Raw genomic sequence first — 20181 nt, forward strand, 5'->3', positions numbered from 1 at the left:
TTCTAATTGAGGAATGTGATCGTTTTTTTGGCAATTCCTGCTCGTTCAAGCTTTTCAAGCGTTTTACAGTAATCATGCTTAATCTCTCCATCTACTTTTTCTTTTGAGTCTACAAGGTATTTGATCACTTGCCAATTTGTGTACCAATCTTTGCTTTCTGCTTTTTCATGAATAGAATTTTTCCAAGCATAAGGTAGTCTAGGACTATAGAAACGAGGACAGGTAGGGTCGATCTGACAAGACTTTAACCTTGTTTTCCATTCAACACCTGGAACTCCTTCATTCACATCATTAAACAGATGCGGCCAGAAGTCTTTTCGGGAACCAGTATGAGGTTGGGTTATTGCCCATTGCACTGTTTTCTTCAATCGATCTGGATGGTCAAATAAGATACTGTATAATCGCTTCCCTAATAGTATTCGTTCATGCAAACTTTGAAAATGATTTAATGTTTGGCCAACTAATAATATTTGATTTTTTTCTAGATAGGGAAAGATAATATGGTTCATTGAAAGGATTTCTTGTATTCTGAATTCAAATGTTTCGAAGACTTGCTTCTTAAATGTTTGATTGTTAATGATTCTTATTTCTAAATAATTTTGTTCATTAATGATAAGAGCGATGGTTAGTAGATAAGGATTTCGATCTTTCCAAAAGTGATTCCAAATGGTGAACATAAATGATGAAATATGTAGGTGAGGAAGAAGATGAAATAAATTTTGGCCACGCTTCATGCTTTCTTCGTACACTAAAAATTGTGGATAAGCATCCTGGAATATAAGCCAATTCCCTCTCTCAAGAAAGGTGAAGAAGGCAATCGCTTCTTTGTTACTTATTAATTTGTAAAGTAGTTCCCCTTTTAAATCGGTCATGTTCCAACCACCATTCCTTGATACCATATGACCTAAAAAGGCCCAATGGATTTCAGGGTGACGTTGGTAAAAATCAAGATATGCCTTTGTTCTCGTAAGATTATTTTTATTATGACGGATGGTATTCTGTTTTATTTCATGGATTAATCTCTCCTCTTTGGGGAGGAGAGGGACTAGTGAAGCATTGTTATGATTTTTGTTTAACTCTTTTTTTATTTTTAATAAAGCATTTGTTAATTCTATTTTTTTCTTCCGCTTGATCAAAAACACAAAGAATGATCCCCTCCTTTGGGAGTCATTTGTACTAGTTATACTCATTTTATTTAGGATGAGGTAGTTTAATGATTATTAGAGGAAAATAACCGAAAAAAAAAGCTAAAGGAACAAAAGATGAACCTTTAACTTTTTTTGATTTTGGATGGATTATTGACTTTATAATAAACGGGAACATCAACAATAAATTCATCATCGACATCTTTTCCTTTAGGAAGCTTCTTTTTGATAATTTTTCCGTCAAATTCAAGAGTGTCACCTTGAGTGAGTTCGTGTTTTTTTAGAGTTTTTGAGTGAGAGCACCATGCATGGCCTATTTCAATCGGAGTATCCTGATGAATCACAACATTTTCTAAAACGACTACCTCATCATTTTCCTCATTAAAGTTATTCCAGGTTAAAGCAAACTGTTTAACATTTGCAGAAAAACGTACCTTTTCTTCTGGAAGATCTATTTTAGGCTTCTTTTCTTGTTTTATCTTTTTCTCTACTTGTGGAGCTGTTGTTTTTTCCGTATTCACGGTTTGATCCTCAAGGATTTCCTCTTGTTGTTGTTTGTCAGTAACTGATTCATTTGTATTTGAATAGGATGTGATATTTGTCTTTTTAAAGCTAGAAGCCTGCATTTCTTTTAAATATGCTGGGTGTATACAGCTTAATTGTCCATCATTGAACTCAATTATAATCGTGTTATATTCTTCTGTTTTTCCATATATTTCATAGCCCTTAATGGTAACTGATTCTTGATTTCTTCCATCTTTATATAAAAATTGTTTTTTTGCTGATAATCCCCATTCTTTTATTTTCTCAGTGTAATGGGATTCATCCGTAAATGTTATGTAATCACCTTTGGGTGGAATGATATTCATAAGTTTAGGTGTTGTCAAATTAGCCTATCTCCTTTTTTCTTAAGATCAACTTTTCCATTTATTATACATGATATTAGCCGATGGTTAAATGTATAGATATAAGTCAATTGATATTGAAAATGCTTGTGGGGGATGGAATAGGACTAATATTAAAAGACACGCAAAGAAAGCAGGAGTATATTACAACTGTATCAAGAGAACTATCTTTCCGAAGAATAAAGAACAGCGGTTAAACAGGCAATCCAAGAAATGAATGATACACCAAAAAATGCAGTCGATATGAAGATTGATAGAAAGAGTCTCAATTTCACTATTGACATGAAATCCATTTCATCTATTACCTTTAATTTAAATGATGATAGGGAGGATGGATAGAAGGATGTATACCGCTTTTATATTTGATTTAGATGGGACAATTATTGATTCGGAAATGATCGGCTTGACAGCCTTACAAGCAACCCTACAAGAACAAGGAATTGATAAGGATTTAGATTCTTTACGTTTTTCATTAGGAATACCAGGGTTAAAAACGTTGGAAATATTAAATATTGCAGACATTCCAACAACTCTTGAATCATGGATGGAAAGGGAAAAACCGTTATTAAAACATGTTCCTCTGTTTGAGGGGATAATAGAAGTCATTGATCAATTACCAAAGATGGGGATTGTTACATCTAAAACAGCTGAGGAAATGAACAGTAGTTTTAATTTATTAAATATCCATCAAAAATTTGAGGTAATTGTTTGTGCAAGTGATACTACAAGGCATAAACCATACCCGGACCCTCTAAATTTAGGGTTAAGTTTACTTCACTGTGAGCCCAATCATGCCATCTATATAGGAGATTCCATTTATGATATGAGATGTGCACATGCTGCTGGGGTTGATTTTGGTTTAGCATTGTGGGGAGCAAGATCAACGGAGGGTTTTGATGAAGCACAATATATTTTCGAAACACCTGGTGATATATTAAAATTAATGAATGATTAAAAATTGAACCTCTCCATGTGTCAGGAGAGGTTTTTTATTATATATTGTATAAAACTGCATCCATCTAAGGACTGATGCAAAATTAATTCGATGGTCTCTATAACAAAAGTGAAAGGACATTTATTCTTTAGATAATAGCTTTTTAAATGTGGAGTGATTCAGATGTTTCATTCAATTTATGCTTTTATTGAAGAGTGGGGGATATGGGGAATTATTTTCTCAATGTTTATTGAAGGAAGTTCTTTCCCCTTTATTGGAACGTTCTTTCTCATAACTATGGGCGTTGTTATGGATCTAACATGGTTTGAAATGATTTTCACCTCGATTTTTGGAAGTTTCTTATATGTAGTGGGAAGTTATATCCCATATTATTTCGGCTACAAGGTAGGGAAAATTACTGAAAACAGATTAACCTCAAAAAGAAGAGAAAAGTATCAAAAAACGAAAGAATATTTTAGTAAGTATGGTGTTTGGAGTGTCGCTATATCAAGTCCACTTCCGTTAGGAAATTTTGTTCCTTTTATAGCTGGGATATCTAGAATGAATATTGGGTTGTATACACTACTAACAATGATTGGAATCATCCCAACAACCTTTCTATATTTGAGTATTGGCCATTTTTATCCTGGTAACATCCAAGAGCTTATTCAACAAATTCAACATTTCCAAATCACTATTCTTATTGGGATTATCGTTATCTTTGGTTTATATATTTGGAGTAAGTTACGACATAAATATCAGAATCACACAGAGCGGATGGAAAGTGACAATTAGCAATATTGGAAGAAGATGAATAGGAGTTGTCTGATCTTTTAAGTATCAGACACTCCTTATTATTTTGTAGAAAGATAATTTAAAGGATTTCAGAACAGTTCTATAGAAAAGATGTCTATAGTGGGGGAATGTATAGGAGTTAGTATTATTTTTGTATTTGACTTGTCAAAGTAATGCCTAGCCTTCCAGGATCCTAAAACAAAATAAAAATTAGATTATTTGTAAAAAGGGGTGATTGGTTTTGATCGGAATTATCATCGGTGTGATTATAGTAGTTACTCTACTTTCTGTTGAGACTCAGTTAAGGAATTTAAATAAAACAAGTGAATCGATTGTTCACTTGCTCAAAGAAATCAAAAAAGAAAATAAAGGTTAAGTGAAAGATAAAATAAATGGATTTTGATATAAGTAAGTACCTTTGGATTATGATGTTTTAAAACTACTCATCTCGTAAATATTGAGGAAGAATGAGCTCGATGGTTGTCCCTTTTTTTACCTGACTAGTAATATGGATTTTTCCCTTGTGTATTTCAATAATTTTAAAACAGGTAGTTAAACCAAGACCAGTCCCTTTATCCTTAGTGGAATAGAAGGGTTGTCCAATATGTTTTATAATTTCTTCCGGTATTCCAGGTCCATTATCTTTAATATAAATCGAAACAAAATCATGACAAGCTAAGCTTGGAACGATTTCAATTACTCCTTCATAACTAATGGCTTCGATTGCATTCTTGATGATATTAATAAACACTAATTTTAACTGGTTTTCTTCTGCTAAAACCCAAATAGGTGTATCTGCTTTATTAAACTTAAGATCAATTCGATGCTTCTGTGCCATCGGTTTTATCAATGTTAAAACATAATCAATGATTTGAATGAGATCATATTTTTTAAAAGAGACGGTTTGAGGCTTCGATAAGGTCAATAAATCTGCAATGACCAGTTCTATTTTCGCAATTTCTTTAAAAATGATTTCGATATATTCATGATCAATCTGTTTTTGTTCATTTAATAATTGAATAAATCCTGAAATAGAGGTTAATGGATTTCTTACTTCATGTGCAATAGCTGCAGATAACTGCGAAACAACTCTTAATTTTTCAGAGCGTTTTGCGAGGTTTTCGTTTAATTGTAGTATTTCTTGCTCTGATTGTTTCCGTTCGGTTATATCTGTAAATGTTCCAACTGTAGAGAATAATTGGCCGTACGAATCATGGGTAACCTTACAATTCATTTCTACTAAAACATAGCCACCTTCACTTTTTCGTAAACGAAGTTCCTGTCTCATTGTCGACTTTTTTGAAACGGCTAAGTCATTATACATATTATTTCCAATCCATTTATCTTCATGATAGATAAAAAAGGTTAGCTGACTGCCAATACATTCACGTACCTTATATCCCGTGAGATTGACCCATGCTTGATTTAATTTTGTAATATGTCCGGTTTTATCCGTTTGAAACACAACTTGATCAAGATTGTCGAATATATAGTCTGTTTCATCTAATAATTTTTTTATATTTTCTTCACTTTTTCTTAAATTTTCATAGAGGAGCTTGGAACGGTCGAAATAAGAACCAAGCCACCAAACTATTATTGCCAAAATAACTGTGTATGAACCATCTAATAAAAAATTAAAATGATAGCCATTTAATCCATAGTAAATAAAATCCCAAACTAAAAATGCGATAATAAAAAATGTAGTTGCTATGATTCTACCATAGTATTTTTTTAACATTATCCATCAGCACCATTCGTCATTGTTTATTTTAGAATAACGAAAAAAATTCATTTTCGGTGCGGAAATTTGTCGAAATATTAAATTATTTTTAGTATATCAAACGGTTTCCAACACATTTTTTCATTAAATGAAATTAATTAAAAAAAAGAAGCAGACATTGGCTGCTTCTTAAAAAGATAAATTAACGAACGTTCATTTCACTTGGTTTCGGACCTTTACGTTCATTACGGTTTAATTTGTTGATTTCTTCCATTTCATTTGTAGAAAGTTCAAAATCAAAAACATTAAAGTTTTCTTCAATTCTTGATGGGGTTACTGATTTTGGAATCACAATTGTATTATTTTGTAAGTGCCAGCGTAAGACAACTTGTGCTGGGGTTTTACCATGTGTTTCAGCAATTTTCTTAACAGATTCATTGTTTAAAACTTCGCCACCTTGTTGTAAAGGACTCCATGCTTCAACAAATATATCATGCTTCGCACAAAATTCTTTTAATTCACTTTGAATAAGGTAAGGATGACATTCTACTTGGTTTAATACCGGTTTAATTTCACATTCATTAAGAATACGTTCCAAATGTTCTATGTCAAAATTACAAACTCCAATCGCTTTTACACGACCATCCTTATAGAGCTTTTCTAATGCTTTATATGTATCCACGTATTGATCATATTCTGGAGTAGGCCAGTGAATAAGATATAAATCAACGTAGTCAAGTCCAAGACGTTCTAAACTCTCATCAAAAGCACGAAGAGTGTTTTCATAACCTTGATCAGTATTCCATACTTTTGTTGTAATAAACAATTCTTCACGAGGAACAGAGGATTGTTGTAGCGCTTTTCCTACGCCTTTTTCATTTTTATAAATCATCGCTGTGTCGATTGATGTATAGCCGACTTCAAGTGCCTTTGCAACTGCATCTGTAGCTTGATTATCTTCTACCTGCCATACTCCGAAACCTAATTGTGGCATTTTTAATCCATTGTTTAATGTTACGTAATTCATTTGGCATTCTCCTTTGAAAAAATAAAGTTTCAAATTCAGTATTTAGAATACCAATATTTATTTCTACTTTCAAATAAAGAGTACTGAATTTTGAAATTTCATGTTATATTTCCTTTAATTTCTAATGATAAAGGAGAAATACCATTTATCTTGAATATTTTATATAGTGGTTTTTACTACGGTATTGTAACTGATTATTCTATGTGTATCGCTAGTTTTAAATCTATGGTGAACAGAGCAAATAAATATACTAGCTTAAATATACGTAATATCCATTATATTTAGTTATGAATAAATAAAACAGGAAGTGGTTGAATGAATAAGGTAATTTTAGAAGCCATACAAGTTGCTAAAAAGTTAAATAGAAAACTAATTTTAGATAATATATCGCTCCGATGTGAGCGGCATACGATTATCGCCATTCAAGGGAAAAATGGATCAGGAAAAAGTACATTGCTCAAACTCTTGGCAGGTATTTATGAACCGACTAATGGACAAATAATAAGAAGAACTGGAAAGATAGGTTATGTACCAGAACATTTTCCGGAGAAATTAAGATTCAAAGTAAAAGAGTATTTAATGTTGATAGGTTCAATACATAATATAGATAAACAACAGTTAGATGCTAAACTTATTAAGTATTTTCAGTTATTCAATATTGAATCATATCTTGAAACATCATTGAAGTTATGCTCTAAAGGGACAAAACAGAAGGTAGGGATTATTCAAGCATTGCTACATGATCCAGACATTCTATTGCTAGACGAACCATTAACTGGACTAGATGCTACATCACAGGATGAACTAATTCTTATATTGGAAAAATTAAAACAAGAACGGACGATCCTTTTTACAACACATGAAGAGATGATGATTTATAGATTAGCGGATCAGATATTTTATGTAGATTCCGGAAAATTAATAACCTTCAATAGGTCACGAAGGAAACTGATGCAAATAAAAATAGAGTGTGATCACAGTGAGAGATTAAAAGAAGTAGATGTAGCTTTTCATATAAGGTCTGTAGGCCAAGAAACAATACTCACGGTGGATGGTGAAAAAAGCGATCAATTATTGTTAGAACTGCTGCAAAATAACTTTTCTATTCGTGAAGTGAAGGAAGTGAATGACCGTTGAAAGGATTTATTCACTACCAGTTAATGAATTATATCCGCTCCTTAAAAATGATCCCTCCATTAACTTTCTTTTGTGTTTGGATAATTGTTTTATACATATATAAGGGTGTTCCAATATTAAGTAGCTATGCAGTTACTAGTATTACTGTGTATTTAATAGTGACATGGTTAACGATGACTGTATTTTCGATAGAGGAAGAAAGCGAGAAACATATATTATTTGTTCATTTAGGTAATAAAAAACGCTATTTATGGGGGAAGTGGGCCACTTGTTTTGTTTTCTCTTTCATTTTGATCATCATTGCTATTATTTACCCAATAATTATGAATAATTTTAGAGGAACAATCCACTTTTTACATATTGGTTTAGCAGTCTATAGTCATTGGACATTAGCATTGTTTGGTATATTTATTGGTTCTTTGTTTTCTTTTTCATTAAAGAAGTACTCGTGGTTATCCGCTGTCTTAGTGATTGTTATTTCATTAGCCTATGAGGGTATTATTGAAAAAGTCTCTTTCGTAAAATGGCTTCTATGGCTGTTTCCACCAGTTACACAGGTCTTAAATTATTTAAATATGGGTGATTCAGTACCGATAGGGGGAGAATTTTGGGTAAATATTGGAATATCTTACATCTATTTGATAATTGGTTTTATACTAATTGAAAGAATGTTTACTAGGAGAAATGGTTAGTTACGCAATTTAACAAAGAAAGAGGCTTATAGGAATATAATCTTGATACTAATGCAAGTTTTAATATAATTTTTAGATAATTGTAATAAAAAAATGTGAAGACAGGAAAGTAAAAAAGCACGAAGAAAATTTCTATCATCTCTATTGGTCATTTTACTAAGCTATTTCGGTCAATAGAGATGATTAAAAGTAATAAGTAATAAATAGAAAAAAATTATGTTATTATCCCTTCGCGAAGTAATATTCCTACAGCTTGAGCACGGTTATTTGCTCCTAATTTTTTTAAAGAGGACTTCACATACTGATTAATTGTAAACTCACTAATCTTCATCGTAGCTGCCATTTCTTTTGCACTCTCTCCCCAGGATACTCTTCGCATTACTTCTATTTCTCTTTTACTTAACTTCATTCCATTATGAATAAATACGGTGCCCGCCATTATCTGCCCAACTAATTTTCCAAATTGAGTGAATGAATCTAGGAGTCCATCATTTAATGGCTGTTTGGGTTCAAATAGAGTTGAGCAAATAAAACCAAATACAAAAGTGCCATAACTTATTGGCGTAACAGAGATGGCTTGTACATTAGAAGCTATTTGATATTTGCTGCTAGTCATTTTCAAGCACTCTATCCCTTTGCAAATCTTTGATCTTCGCTCTTGAATGGCAGAATAAACGATAGGGATGGATCGTATATCATCTCTCATTTCACTAATATACTCAAGTGCTTTCATGTCAATAGAGATAATTCCTTCTCCTAAAAAACCCAATGAAGAATATCTTGATAAGGTAGCATTTAACACTGGATAAAGCTCCATGTACGTTTTTAGAATAAGAAATAATTGGTCCTCATGGGATTCGGCTTGTTCAATTCTTTGTACTTGCTCATATAAAGTATTAAATGGTACCAACATTAATCCTCCTTTTTAGGGAATGAATACGTTAAAAAATAGGAATATTTTAATTATACTAAATTGTTTATGATTATAGTATTAATTCAAATTATCATTTAGTAAGGGGGGATAAAATGACATCAATGAATCTATCAATTTCAAAAAAGATAGAGCTTGATGCTGTTGTTGTGGGAGCAGGATTTTCCGGATTATACATGCTATTAACCTTAAGAGAAGCGGGATATTCTGTCAAAGCGTTTGAAAAAGGGGAAGGTGTTGGTGGGGTTTGGTATTGGAACCGGTATCCAGGAGCACGTTGTGATACAGAAAGTTTTTCTTATAACTACACCTTTTCAGAGGAGCTATTTCAGGAGTGGACATGGTCGTCACGATATCCAGAGCAACCAGAAATTTTAGCTTACTTAAATTATGTAGCTAACAAGTTTCATTTGCGAAAGGATATTCAGTTTAGTACAACGATTCAATCCGCTCATTATAATGAACGGACGAATCGTTGGAATATACAAACTGATAATAAACAGCATATATCAGCTAAGTATTTTATCTCGGGTGTAGGATGTTTATCAGCATCAAATCTACCAAAGATCAAAGGATTAGATGATTTTAAAGGAAAATGGTATCATACGGGCCATTGGCCACATGAAAAGGTTCATTTTAAAGGGAAAAAGGTTGGTATTATTGGTACTGGTTCAAGCGGTGTACAATCAATCCCAGAGATTGCGAAAGAGGCAGAACGATTGTTCGTGTTTCAGCGGACACCGCAATATGTGGCTCCAGCAAATAATTATCCATATACAAATGAAGAAATGAATCGATTGAAAACAAATTTTCAACTGTTAAAGCAACAAATGAAAAGCACAATGTTTGGTATGCCAAATGATGCTCCGAATAAGTCAGCTTTAGATGATTCTGATGAAGAACGGCAAAAGATTTATGAAGAAGCATGGAAAAAAGGTGGTTTTTACCTAGCAACTTCTTATAATGATCTTCTCGTCAATGAAAAGTCAAATGAAACAATCGCTCAATTTTTTAGAGGAAAAATAAAAGAGATTATTAATAATCCTGAGTTGGCTAATGCTTTACAGCCTAATTATTATTATGGTACGAAGCGTCCTATATTAGGAACTAATTTTTATGAAACGTTTAATCGCTCAAATGTAGAATTAGTGAATCTGAAAGAAACACCAATAAAAGAAATTTATGATCAAGGCGTTCGAACAATAAAAGAAGAGTATGATTTGGATATATTAGTTTTTGCAACGGGGTATGACGGTATGACTGGTCCTTTATTTAAAATAGACATTAGAGGGAGAGATGGACTTTCATTAAAGGATAAATGGGACGAAGGTGCATCTACTAGAACCTATTTAGGTTTAATGACCGCTGGATTTCCAAACTTCTTTATGATAACTGGTCCTGAAAGTCCTTCTGTTCTTAGTAATATGCCGCTTTGTATTGAACAGCATGTTGATTGGATTATAGATTGCATCAATTATCTTGAGGAAAATAGCTTTGATGTTATTGAAGCTAAGAGAGAAGCGGAGGATAGATGGAGTCAGCATTGTAGGGAAATAGCGGAGTCTACTTTATATACTAAAACCGATTCCTGGTATACAGGTGCAAATATAGAGGGAAAACCACGAAGATTTCTTATCTATTTACCTGGAATAGGACCTTACCGAAAAATTTGTAATGATGTAGTTAATAACGACTATGAAGGTTTTCATTTATTAAACATGTCAGAAAAAACGATCCACTAGTTAGGAGGGGGACAAGAAAATGAGCTTTGAAGGAAAATGTGGAATTGTAACAGGTGCAGGCAGTGGAATTGGCAGATCGACAGCTGAAAAACTCGCTAAGTTAGGAGCTAAGCTTTTACTAGTCGATTATAATGCAGAAGCTTTACAGGAAACTGTGGAATTGATTAAGCCAAAAAACAGAGAGTTATATGGATTCCAAGCTAATATTGCCGACGTTTCTCAAGTAAGGGGCTATGTAGAGAAAGCGATACAGTTATTTGGTAAAATTGACTTTTTTCACAATAATGCAGGTGTATTACAAAAGCCTTCTAATCTACACGAAATTGAAAATGATGAATTTGAACGAGTCATCAATGTAAACCTGAAAGGCGCCTATTATGGATTAAAATATGTTTTACAGCAAATGGTGAGACAACAATCAGGGACTATTGTTAATACTTCTTCACATGCTGGAATTAGAGCTGAACCATATCTCGGTGTATATGCAGCTACGAAACATGCATTATCAGGTCTTACTGTGACTGCGGCATGTGAATACGGTGCGCAAGGTATTCGCGTTAATGCTGTTTGTCCTGGTGGCGTAAAAACAAATATGACTGTAGGAATGCTTGATGAAAACGATAAGTCCAGCTATGGTCCAATGCAAAGGGCTGCATCTCCTAATGAAATAGCAGATGCCGTTACGTATTTATTATCTGAAGAAGCTTCATATATTAACGGGGTCTTATTACCAGTTGATGGTGGATTATCAAGTTGAGATTGATCGTCGTAAATTGTAAACGTTTACAAATAAAGTGGAGGGAGCGTTAAAATGGAAGAAAGAGTGAATCCAGAATTGAAGGGCGTTTTAGATCAAATGCCGGAATTGATTATTAATAAAGAACAAATGCCATTTATTCAACAAAGTTTTAAAGAAATGTTAGAAATGAATAATCGTGTACCCAATCCTGCTGTTACGATAACAGATAAACTGATTCCAGGTCCAAGCAGAGAACAAGAAATTAGAGTAAGAATATATCGATCAGTAGCACCTAGCCAATCAAGTGCAGGATTGCTCTGGATTCATGGGGGAGGCTATGTTCTAGGGACACCAGAAATGGATGACGGATTGTGTGAACGTTTTGTTTTAGAGGCAAATTGTACCGTTGTATCGGTTGATTATCGCTTAGCACCCGAACATCCGTTTCCTGCACCATTAGATGATTGCTATGCAGCATTAACATGGTTCTCCCAACATGCTGAAGAGCTAGGTGCTAACCCTTCACAAATTGCGGTCGCTGGAGCGAGTGCTGGTGGAGGATTAACTGCAGCTACTAGTTTACTAGCTAGAGATCGAAAGGGTCCAGAAATTATTTTTCAAATGCCACTTTACCCTATGATTGATGACAGACATGTCACACCATCAAGCAAAGAGATCCATGATACTAGAGTATGGAATGAAGAATCCAATAGAAAGGCATGGAATATGTATTTAGGCCACTTGCAGGATGAAGTCTCCATCTATGCTGCACCAGCAAGATGTACCGATTTTTCCAATCTACCTCCGACATACACCTGTGTGGGTGATCTTGATCCATTTAGAGATGAAACCATTGAGTATATTGCCAATTTAACAAAAGCAGGGGTACCAACGGAATTTCATTTATACCCTGGATGCTATCATGGTTTTGACGGATACGCACCATTTACCGAAATTGGAAAGAAAGCAACGGATCAGTATGTTCAAGCACTATGTGAAGCATTTAAAAAGGTAGAAGTTAAACAAGTGTAATAGTAGTTGGTAACGAAAAAAATCCCATTTTGTTTAAGTGGGATATTTTTTCGTTTATAAAAATAAATTTGTTATTAAATTCCCTGGAAGCGAACATACATTCTAGAAATATGGTAAAATATAAATATAAGCATAAAGCTCGAAGAAAGGAGGTATAAAAATGTTTAGAAAACCAGGTATGACAGATGATAAAATTATTAAGTTGTATAAAAGCGGAATGCCATTCAAAGAGCTGCAAAGTATTATCGGTCTATCAGATCGCGCAATTCGCAATGTAATGTATAAACATGGAATTGAAATGAATCGTGAACAATCGTCCGGTCAGCCTCGTAAACACAAAGTAAATGAAGATTTCTTTAAAGTGTGGACACATGAAATGGCATGGGTATTAGGACTGTTTGTGACAGATGGACATATACATAGAAGAACTCACACTATATCTTTTTCCCAAAAAGATGAGAGAATTCTTTATTTGATAGCAAACCTTATGGAAGCAGAGAATAAACCATTAGCTCCTGCTAATACAAGAAAAACATCTATATTAAACATTTATTCTAAAGAAATTAAAAAGGATCTAGAAAACTTAGGAATAACAGCAAATAAGTCATTAACTCTGCCATTTCCAAAAATTCCAACACAGTTCCTACCATCATTTATCCGAGGGGTTATAGATGGAGATGGATGGGTACAACCAACGGGTTACGTAATGAATATTACAACAGGAAGCTTATCATTTGCAAAGGGATTATTATTTGTATTTGATTCTTGGCAACTTCGTACTGACCTTACCATTACATTAAGTGACACAAATAATAAAATATATCGTGTTTGGGTAAAAGGCAAAGAAGATTTACCGAAACTTGCAACTATAATTTACGAAAATTCAAGGGACAATTTTGTTAAATATAAAAAAGAATATATGTGTATACATTTAAAACATTCGTTATGAGGTGATATTATGTGGAAAAATATTAATGGCCGATTAGTACAAGTTACAGATAATTCAAGAGTTAAATTCAGAACAAATATTAGCAAGGCTATATTAGATGAATTACAAGCAATGTCTATTGAATATGACACACATATTAATTATTTACTTGAAAATGGTTTAAAAACAGTATTATCACAAGGAATCATTCATTTTAATAAAGATTTAAGACCAAAAGATCGTGTTCAGTATAAAACCACCTATGATAAAGATTTATTAGCAAAAGTTAAAGATTTTTCTAAACAACATCAATTGTTTATAAATGATGTGATTGAATATAGTGTTAACTTTATAGAGATAAGTAAAATTAAAAATAGCAGCTATAAACATCGGATAGAGTAGGTTAGCCCTGCTATTTAAAAGAACGCCCCGACCATAATATATATTATAGGAAGTTGAATTTTAAAACTATATGATGTCTCATATCAAAAGAATACTTTGTGTTTTGAGACAGAAACAAATTTTTTAATATGTATTTTTATCATGTATTTGTAACAAAGTTAATTATCTTTAACATTTATTTATATCTCAATAGATTTTTTATCAAATAACACGGTTTGACCAAAAAATAAACTCATTTAAAATTTATAGTGTAAATTTACATCAATTTAAATTTTTACTTCTTATAATTTATGTTCTATTTTCATTAGTTCTTCCATGTGGGTATAAATGGAAATTATAATTTATTAAAAAAATTCATCTATAAGGCTTTTTATATGCTATAAATCAAATAATTTGGAAAATAAATTGGAGATATTTATAAATTTCAATTTCCATCTCCCCCATGTTTCTAATAAACTAGATAAAAACAACCGATTTCCACTTTAATTATTAGTGGAAATCGGTTGTTTTAAGTTATTTCTGGTGTGCTAGTTACTATTTAAGAGCTTTAAACACGACTTTTGCAGCACGTGCAATAAGTTCATCATTATAGGTAGCATCTTTTGTATCTCTACTAGAGAGGACGGCAATGATAATTGGTTCCCTATTTGGTGGCCATACAATGGCGATGTCATTACGGGTACCGTAGCTACCTGCACCAGATTTATCTCCTACCTCCCAGTCTTTTGGAGCTCCTGCTCGAATCAACTTATCTCCGGTAGTGTTTCCTTTCATCCAATCTGTGAGCATAGCACGCTTATTACTTGGGAGCAAGTCGCTTAATGTAAAAGCCTTAAGGCTAGTGGCAAGTGCTCTTGGCGTACTTGTATCACGTAAGTCACCAGGGATGGCTTCGTTCAGTTCGGTTTCGAAACGATTGGCCATGGTAATATGATCACCAATTTGTCGCAATGATTCTTCAAATCCACTTGGCCCACCCAACTTCTCGAATAAAAGATTCCCAGCAGTGTTATCACTGTAGCGAATAGCAGCCTCGCAGATTTCTTTTAATGACATTCCTGTATCAATATGTTGCTCTGTGATAGGTGAATAGGAAACAAGATCGTCCTTGCTATAGTTAATTACTTCGTCTAGTTGACCCATCGAATATTGCTGAAGCACAGCACCTACTGCTAAAGCCTTATAGGTGGAGGCGTAAGCAAAACGTTCATCAGGTCGATATGTTATTGTCTTGTTAGTACCTGTATCTATAGCGTAGACACCTAACCGTGCATCGAACTTTTTCTCGAGTTGGGCAAACTTTCGATTAGTCGAATGATCAACAGTCTTATTCTGTTGCTCCTTTGCATCTACTTGTACTGCTTCACTTGATAATAGACTTATTCCTATTAAACCTGCACATATTCCTAACTTTAACATCTTGAAACTTTTTAACATGATTAATCCTCCTATATTTTAGTAATTTCCTAGTGTTTTATGTTCACCTCCGTTCAGTAAAGATTTAATGATTTAAGGTTGAATTTTAAAGTATTACAATTGTAGTATTTCGTGTGAAAAACACCCCAAAAAGAAATATTCTCTTTGGGAGTTAATTTTAGAAAATATGTTGATCTTTCAAAATTCGTCTTGCAATTTCTGCAGCCTTCTTACCTGTGGCATGACCATTCTTATTTTGAATATTAATGGCAAAATAATAAGAATGATTGTTTTTCTTTACAAAGCCAATAAACCATCCGTTTATATTCTTCCCGTTTACTTTTCCGGTACCAGTTTTTCCATATAGTTGTCCTTGATTTTTCTTATCAATGAATAGTGCTTTTTTTACTGCGTGAATATTCTCCTCTTTAAAGCCAAGCCTATTTTCTCCAAGAGCATATAGTAATTGCACTTGTTCGATTGGCGATATTTTTAATGAAGATTCGATCCAATAATTATCTAAACCTCCTGAAAGGTCTTCATTACCATAATTTATTTTGTGGAAATTAGATTGTAATTGCTTTTTTCCAACTTTTTGATCGAGATGTTGAAAATACCAATTAACTGAATTTTGTAATGCAGTTGATAAATTTTGATTTGTATTCCATTCTTTAATAGGATAAACAGTACCATCCCAAATTTGTTTATTTCTCCTTGGAGAAATGACATTCGATTCCAAAGCGAATAATGCTGAATAGATTTTATAGGTACTATCAGGTGAAACTCTCTGTTTACTCATTTCCCGATTATAAATACGATATTGCTTGTTAGCGGAGTCAAATAGAACAAAACTACCTTGGTAGTTATCAAAATAAGAACTTAGATTTTCGTATATAGCATTTTTTTCATTAAAATGATATACATCATCCGAACTAGCTGTAGCTGAGATGAATGATGATGGCAAAACTACTATAATCCCCAAACAAATATAGATTAACTTGTCTTTCCATTTCATTAATTTAGAATCACCTGTATAGTTGGCGATGTTTTGGATTCTTTGTTTAATTTGTTGTTTTGTTCCACCAATTCCAGAGGAAAACTGCCCAAAGGCATAGTTATGTTTTTTATCTGCATACTCTATAATAGTGTATCCATATTCGATATATCCACTTTCATCCAAGAGATTTAAGACAGAAGCATCACAGGCTAACTCACGATCGATTCGCATCCTTTTTAAGGCAATCCATACTAATGGGTTAAACCAATAAATAATTTGAAACGCCCACATGACATAATTTATAAATACATCTTTTCTTTTATGATGACTTAATTCATGTAAAAAAACATATTTTAATTTTTTTAACGAGAATTCTTCTAATGTTTTATGGGGCAGAAATATATATGGCTGCAAAATTCCAAGTGTAATAGGAGAAGTAATAAGTGAAGATTCTTGGACAATTATATTTCTTTTTACTCCTACAACTTTTTTGCATGCCTCTAATAATTCATTGGTTTTTTGATCATGTATCGTAGTAGCTACTTTTTTCATTTTACTAATTTGATAGTTTGCATATAGTGCTACTCCTAGGAAAAAGATCATTCCAATGACCCAACAAACAATAAATGTATGATTGAAGAAATCTGGAGTCTTTTTGTTTACAGATAAGGTGAAATCATGTATTAAATTATTATTCACTGTCTCTGAAGGCTGTACGGCACTTAACTGTTTATGCTTTGGTGTTGTATTGGTGTTAAAGGATAATAAACTCTTAATATACTCGAGTTTTTCTCCAACCTGTAAAAAATTCCATGGAAAAATGAAAGTTATCAGTGGAATAAAAAGAAAATACCAAATTTTATAATGTACTTGTTGAGACATGTGTTTTTTTAATACCTTTTTTATTAAAAGGATGATTAAAATAAGAAGGGACACTACTAGAACACTAAGTAAAAATCTGAGTATACTGGTGCCCATCATTTTTCCCCATCCTTCTTTTGTCTCTCAGATAATATCGTTTTTAATTCAGTAATATCTTCCTCTGACAGCTGATCATTTTCGATAAAATTCAATACCATAGAGTTTATTGTGCCACCGAAAAACTGTTTTAAAAATAATTTGCTTTTTTGTTCAATATACTCATTCTCTTGAACAAGAGAGGTGTAGATAAATGATCTTCCTTTTTTTCTTGTTTGTAATGCTTTTTTCTTTACTAAACGAACAAGCATGGTTTGAATCGTATTCGGTTTCCAATCAATTTTTTCCGAAACCTTCTCCACTATCTCAGGAGTAGAAATTGGCTCATACTTCCAAATTACTTTCATCACTTCATATTCAGCTTCTGAAATTTGTGGTAATTCCTTCATCATGACCCTCCTACTTTTACATCTGTAGTAGTTATTATAGCAGGTTCCGTCAAATGCATAAAGCTTGAATAGGTATTGTAATCTTTTGTAAATGGAAATAGAGTTTCGATTGTTAACAGCTAGTCATTAGTCATAACTTTACTAAATATCAACAATTTTAATTAAAGATTCTTAATGAAAATAACCATATAATTCATTAATAAAAGATTTGTTTAACTGAGTTGCAGAATTGCCTGCAGTATAATGTTCTACTAATGATAGCAAGAGAAAGCTATCATGACCTGTATCAAAGGCAAGTAAGAAACTATTTTCTTCGCCCTTTTCTCCTTGCTTCATTTTTAATTCTGCTGTACCGGTTTTTGCAGCTAACTGAAATTGTGGGTTAAATAGTATATGGGCTGTTCCTTTTGGATCACTTACTACCTCTTCTAGTGATTTTTTCATTTCCTCTGCTGTCGAAGCAGAAATTGCCGTTTTTGTTTTGAAATCTCCTTTATTTAATACTAATCTTGGATATACAATTTTGCCTTCATTTTGAAAGATTGAATACATGGCTACTTGTTGGATAGGTGATATTAATAATTCTCCTTGTCCATATGCAGTATCCGCTAATAAAATATCTGATTTAAAAGTCGGCTGATTAGAAATTTGTGCTGGGTTCATTGCTATAGGTAGGTCAAGTTCCTCCCCAAAGATAAAATGATTCAGGCCATTTCTAAATGTTTTTTCTCCCATTTCCAATGCCTCTTGGGCAAAATAAATATTATCAGAATAAATTAGCGCTTTTCGCATATCTACATTTTGAACATTTGAAACACGAGTGACTGAATACCCTCCCCATGTTTCATCTTTTCTCCAACTTAAACCATTTATTTTTCTGAGCTTCTCAGGGTATGTCACTTTAGCATCAAGTCCAATACTAGAGGTTATAGCTTTAAATGTAGATCCGGGTGCGTAGCCTAAAGCAAATCTTGAAAGAAATGGCTTGTTTTCATCATTAGCATATTTATCATAATCTTGCTTTGAAATGCCTTGAACTAACTTATTCGGATCATATGAAGGGGAACTAACTACTGCATAAAGACCGCCTTCCTTTGGATTCATGACAACGGTGGATCCAGGTTTTTCTTTCAAATGATTGTATGCCTCCATTTGGATATAAGCATCAATGGTTAATTGAATATTTTTCCCGTCTCTCTTTTCGATCTTTTGAATGATTTGCTTCTCTTTCCCATTCTCATCAACAATAACGATTTCTCCTCCATCTTTACCCCGTAGCTCCTTATCAAGTGATCTTTCTAAGCCTGTTTTGCCTGTCACATCCCCTTCTTTTAAACTGGAATTTTTCTCAAGATCTTCTTTTGTTACTTTTCCTATATAGCCAATTAAATGTGCTGCAGCTTCCTTTAATGGATAATAACGAAGTTGTGTATTTTGATAGGAAATCCCAGATATAATTGCCGCTTGGTTCGAATCAATAATTTTAAGTGGAACAAATAAATCATCTTTTACCCAGATTTGATTTAATTTTTGATGAATCTCTTTTATTGGTATGTCTAATTGCTGACTAATGTTTTGAAGTTTCTTTTCTTTTTCTTTCCCTTGAGATAAATCTTTAGGTACAATCCCTGCCTCTTTAAATTCTTTATTTACTGCTAAACCATTACCAAGATGGTCTTTAATTTCTCCACGTTCCGCTTTCCATTCATGATATGCTACCTTATCCTTTCCTTCCATCTCTGGGAAAATTAATGATGGCTCCCATTTTACCAAATATTGATTGTCTGTTTTTAATAGCTTCGTATGATAATTGATATTATTTAATTTCCCAAAAGGAGTAGTAAAGCTTAACCGGTAGGATAATTCTTGTTCATCATTACTTAATTTTTTTACCGTAATGTTAGAAGCATGGATGTTTTGAATATTGATTCCATTAAATATACGATCATATTTATTAATCACATCTTCTAAAGTATAGCCTAATGAACTATATGATTCTGAATTTAGCACATCTCCTAATTTAGCATACTGTTTTTCCTCTATTATATGAATAAAATGATCTACTACTTTTTGTGATTGGCTAGTATTCGTTCTATTTATTACTATGAATAAACTAAAACCGCTAATCCCTATAATCGTGATTATTAATAATACTAAATAGGGCTTGAATCGTTTCTTTTTCCTTTTTACTCTACTATTCATTCTTTCCCCTCATTTCTTTTTAAAAAACTACAAATGTAGTATTTTATACGAACAAGCCTTATAGATTTAT

19 protein-coding genes are annotated in these 20181 nt (G+C 32.9%); 10 read left to right on the forward strand and 9 right to left on the reverse strand.

Features of this window, described 5'->3' with window-relative positions; all coding sequences use genetic code 11:
• Positions 1-2 precede the first annotated feature (2 nt).
• Both NST63_RS12525 and NST63_RS12530 read right to left on the reverse strand, forming a co-directional pair.
• The gene (locus NST63_RS12525; RefSeq protein ID WP_341042316.1) at positions 3-1142 is read right to left on the reverse strand and encodes a DUF2515 domain-containing protein; all 1140 of its coding nucleotides are present in this window, start codon (positions 1140-1142) and stop codon (positions 3-5) included.
• 128 nt (positions 1143-1270) lie between these two features.
• A complete protein-coding gene (locus NST63_RS12530; RefSeq protein WP_341042317.1) occupies positions 1271-2032 on the reverse strand; it encodes a hypothetical protein in 762 nt (253 codons plus the stop codon).
• 361 nt (positions 2033-2393) lie between these two features.
• Between NST63_RS12530 and NST63_RS12535 the strand changes: the two genes are divergently transcribed.
• From NST63_RS12535 to NST63_RS12545, 3 genes are all read left to right on the forward strand, one after another.
• Positions 2394-3005: an HAD family hydrolase gene (locus tag NST63_RS12535; protein WP_341044192.1), complete on the forward strand. Its 612-nt coding sequence runs from the start codon at positions 2394-2396 to the stop codon at positions 3003-3005.
• A 162-nt stretch (positions 3006-3167) separates the two neighbouring features.
• Positions 3168-3779, forward strand: a complete 612-nt coding sequence (locus tag NST63_RS12540) for a DedA family protein (protein WP_341042320.1) — start codon at positions 3168-3170, stop codon at positions 3777-3779.
• Between the two features lie 241 nt (positions 3780-4020).
• A complete protein-coding gene (locus tag NST63_RS12545) occupies positions 4021-4155 on the forward strand; it encodes a hypothetical protein (protein ID WP_257234000.1) in 135 nt (44 codons plus the stop codon).
• A gap of 63 nt (positions 4156-4218) precedes the next feature.
• On the opposite strand, the gene NST63_RS12550 is transcribed toward NST63_RS12545, so the two are convergent.
• Positions 4219-5517: an ATP-binding protein gene (locus NST63_RS12550; protein WP_341042323.1), complete on the reverse strand. Its 1299-nt coding sequence runs from the start codon at positions 5515-5517 to the stop codon at positions 4219-4221.
• Between the two features lie 184 nt (positions 5518-5701).
• Positions 5702-6526, reverse strand: a complete 825-nt coding sequence (locus NST63_RS12555) for an aldo/keto reductase (RefSeq protein WP_212945583.1) — start codon at positions 6524-6526, stop codon at positions 5702-5704.
• A gap of 315 nt (positions 6527-6841) precedes the next feature.
• Here NST63_RS12555 and NST63_RS12560 point away from each other — a divergent pair, with 315 nt between their 5' ends.
• Both NST63_RS12560 and NST63_RS12565 read left to right on the forward strand, forming a co-directional pair.
• Positions 6842-7663 (forward strand): ABC transporter ATP-binding protein, encoded by an 822-nt coding sequence (locus NST63_RS12560; protein ID WP_341042326.1) that lies wholly within the window; start codon positions 6842-6844, stop codon positions 7661-7663.
• Positions 7660-8355: a hypothetical protein gene (locus tag NST63_RS12565; RefSeq protein ID WP_341042327.1), complete on the forward strand. Its 696-nt coding sequence runs from the start codon at positions 7660-7662 to the stop codon at positions 8353-8355. The genes NST63_RS12560 and NST63_RS12565 overlap by 4 nt, the downstream gene beginning before the upstream one ends.
• A gap of 214 nt (positions 8356-8569) precedes the next feature.
• On the opposite strand, the gene NST63_RS12570 is transcribed toward NST63_RS12565, so the two are convergent.
• Positions 8570-9265 (reverse strand): response regulator transcription factor, encoded by a 696-nt coding sequence (locus tag NST63_RS12570; RefSeq protein WP_242598306.1) that lies wholly within the window; start codon positions 9263-9265, stop codon positions 8570-8572.
• Between the two features lie 116 nt (positions 9266-9381).
• Between NST63_RS12570 and NST63_RS12575 the strand changes: the two genes are divergently transcribed.
• The 5 genes from NST63_RS12575 (at position 9382) to NST63_RS12595 (ending at position 14129) form a co-directional block, all read left to right on the forward strand.
• Positions 9382-11028 carry a flavin-containing monooxygenase gene (locus tag NST63_RS12575; RefSeq protein ID WP_341042328.1) on the forward strand — a complete coding sequence of 549 codons (1647 nt, stop codon included), beginning with the start codon at positions 9382-9384 and terminating at the stop codon, positions 11026-11028.
• Between the two features lie 19 nt (positions 11029-11047).
• Positions 11048-11785, forward strand: coding sequence for an SDR family NAD(P)-dependent oxidoreductase (locus tag NST63_RS12580; RefSeq protein ID WP_341042329.1), 738 nt, complete (start codon positions 11048-11050; stop codon positions 11783-11785).
• Between the two features lie 54 nt (positions 11786-11839).
• Complete coding sequence (locus NST63_RS12585) at positions 11840-12799, forward strand: alpha/beta hydrolase (protein WP_341042331.1); 960 nt, start codon at positions 11840-11842, stop codon at positions 12797-12799.
• A 160-nt stretch (positions 12800-12959) separates the two neighbouring features.
• Positions 12960-13748 (forward strand): LAGLIDADG family homing endonuclease, encoded by a 789-nt coding sequence (locus NST63_RS12590; RefSeq protein ID WP_341042332.1) that lies wholly within the window; start codon positions 12960-12962, stop codon positions 13746-13748.
• A 9-nt stretch (positions 13749-13757) separates the two neighbouring features.
• A complete protein-coding gene (locus NST63_RS12595; RefSeq protein ID WP_212945590.1) occupies positions 13758-14129 on the forward strand; it encodes an rRNA methyltransferase in 372 nt (123 codons plus the stop codon).
• 534 nt (positions 14130-14663) lie between these two features.
• On the opposite strand, the gene bla is transcribed toward NST63_RS12595, so the two are convergent.
• The 4 genes from bla to pbp4 all read right to left on the reverse strand — a co-directional run bounded on the left by bla (position 14664) and on the right by pbp4 (position 20111).
• On the reverse strand, positions 14664-15566 hold the full coding sequence (bla, locus tag NST63_RS12600; protein WP_436580339.1) for a class A beta-lactamase: 903 nt from the start codon (positions 15564-15566) through the stop codon (positions 14664-14666).
• A gap of 157 nt (positions 15567-15723) precedes the next feature.
• Positions 15724-17520: a BlaR1 family beta-lactam sensor/signal transducer gene (locus tag NST63_RS12605; RefSeq protein WP_341042336.1), complete on the reverse strand. Its 1797-nt coding sequence runs from the start codon at positions 17518-17520 to the stop codon at positions 15724-15726.
• Positions 17520-17909 carry a BlaI/MecI/CopY family transcriptional regulator gene (locus NST63_RS12610; protein WP_212945592.1) on the reverse strand — a complete coding sequence of 130 codons (390 nt, stop codon included), beginning with the start codon at positions 17907-17909 and terminating at the stop codon, positions 17520-17522. Before NST63_RS12610 ends, NST63_RS12605 begins: the two co-directional genes overlap by 1 nt.
• Before the next feature lie 171 nt (positions 17910-18080).
• Entirely contained in the window at positions 18081-20111 is a 2031-nt protein-coding gene (pbp4, locus tag NST63_RS12615; RefSeq protein ID WP_341042339.1) for a penicillin-binding protein PBP4(5), read from the reverse strand.
• Positions 20112-20181 lie beyond the last annotated feature (70 nt).

Source organism: Heyndrickxia sp. FSL W8-0496, assembly GCF_038007825.1.
Lineage (GTDB): Bacteria > Bacillota > Bacilli > Bacillales > Bacillaceae_C > Heyndrickxia > Heyndrickxia oleronia.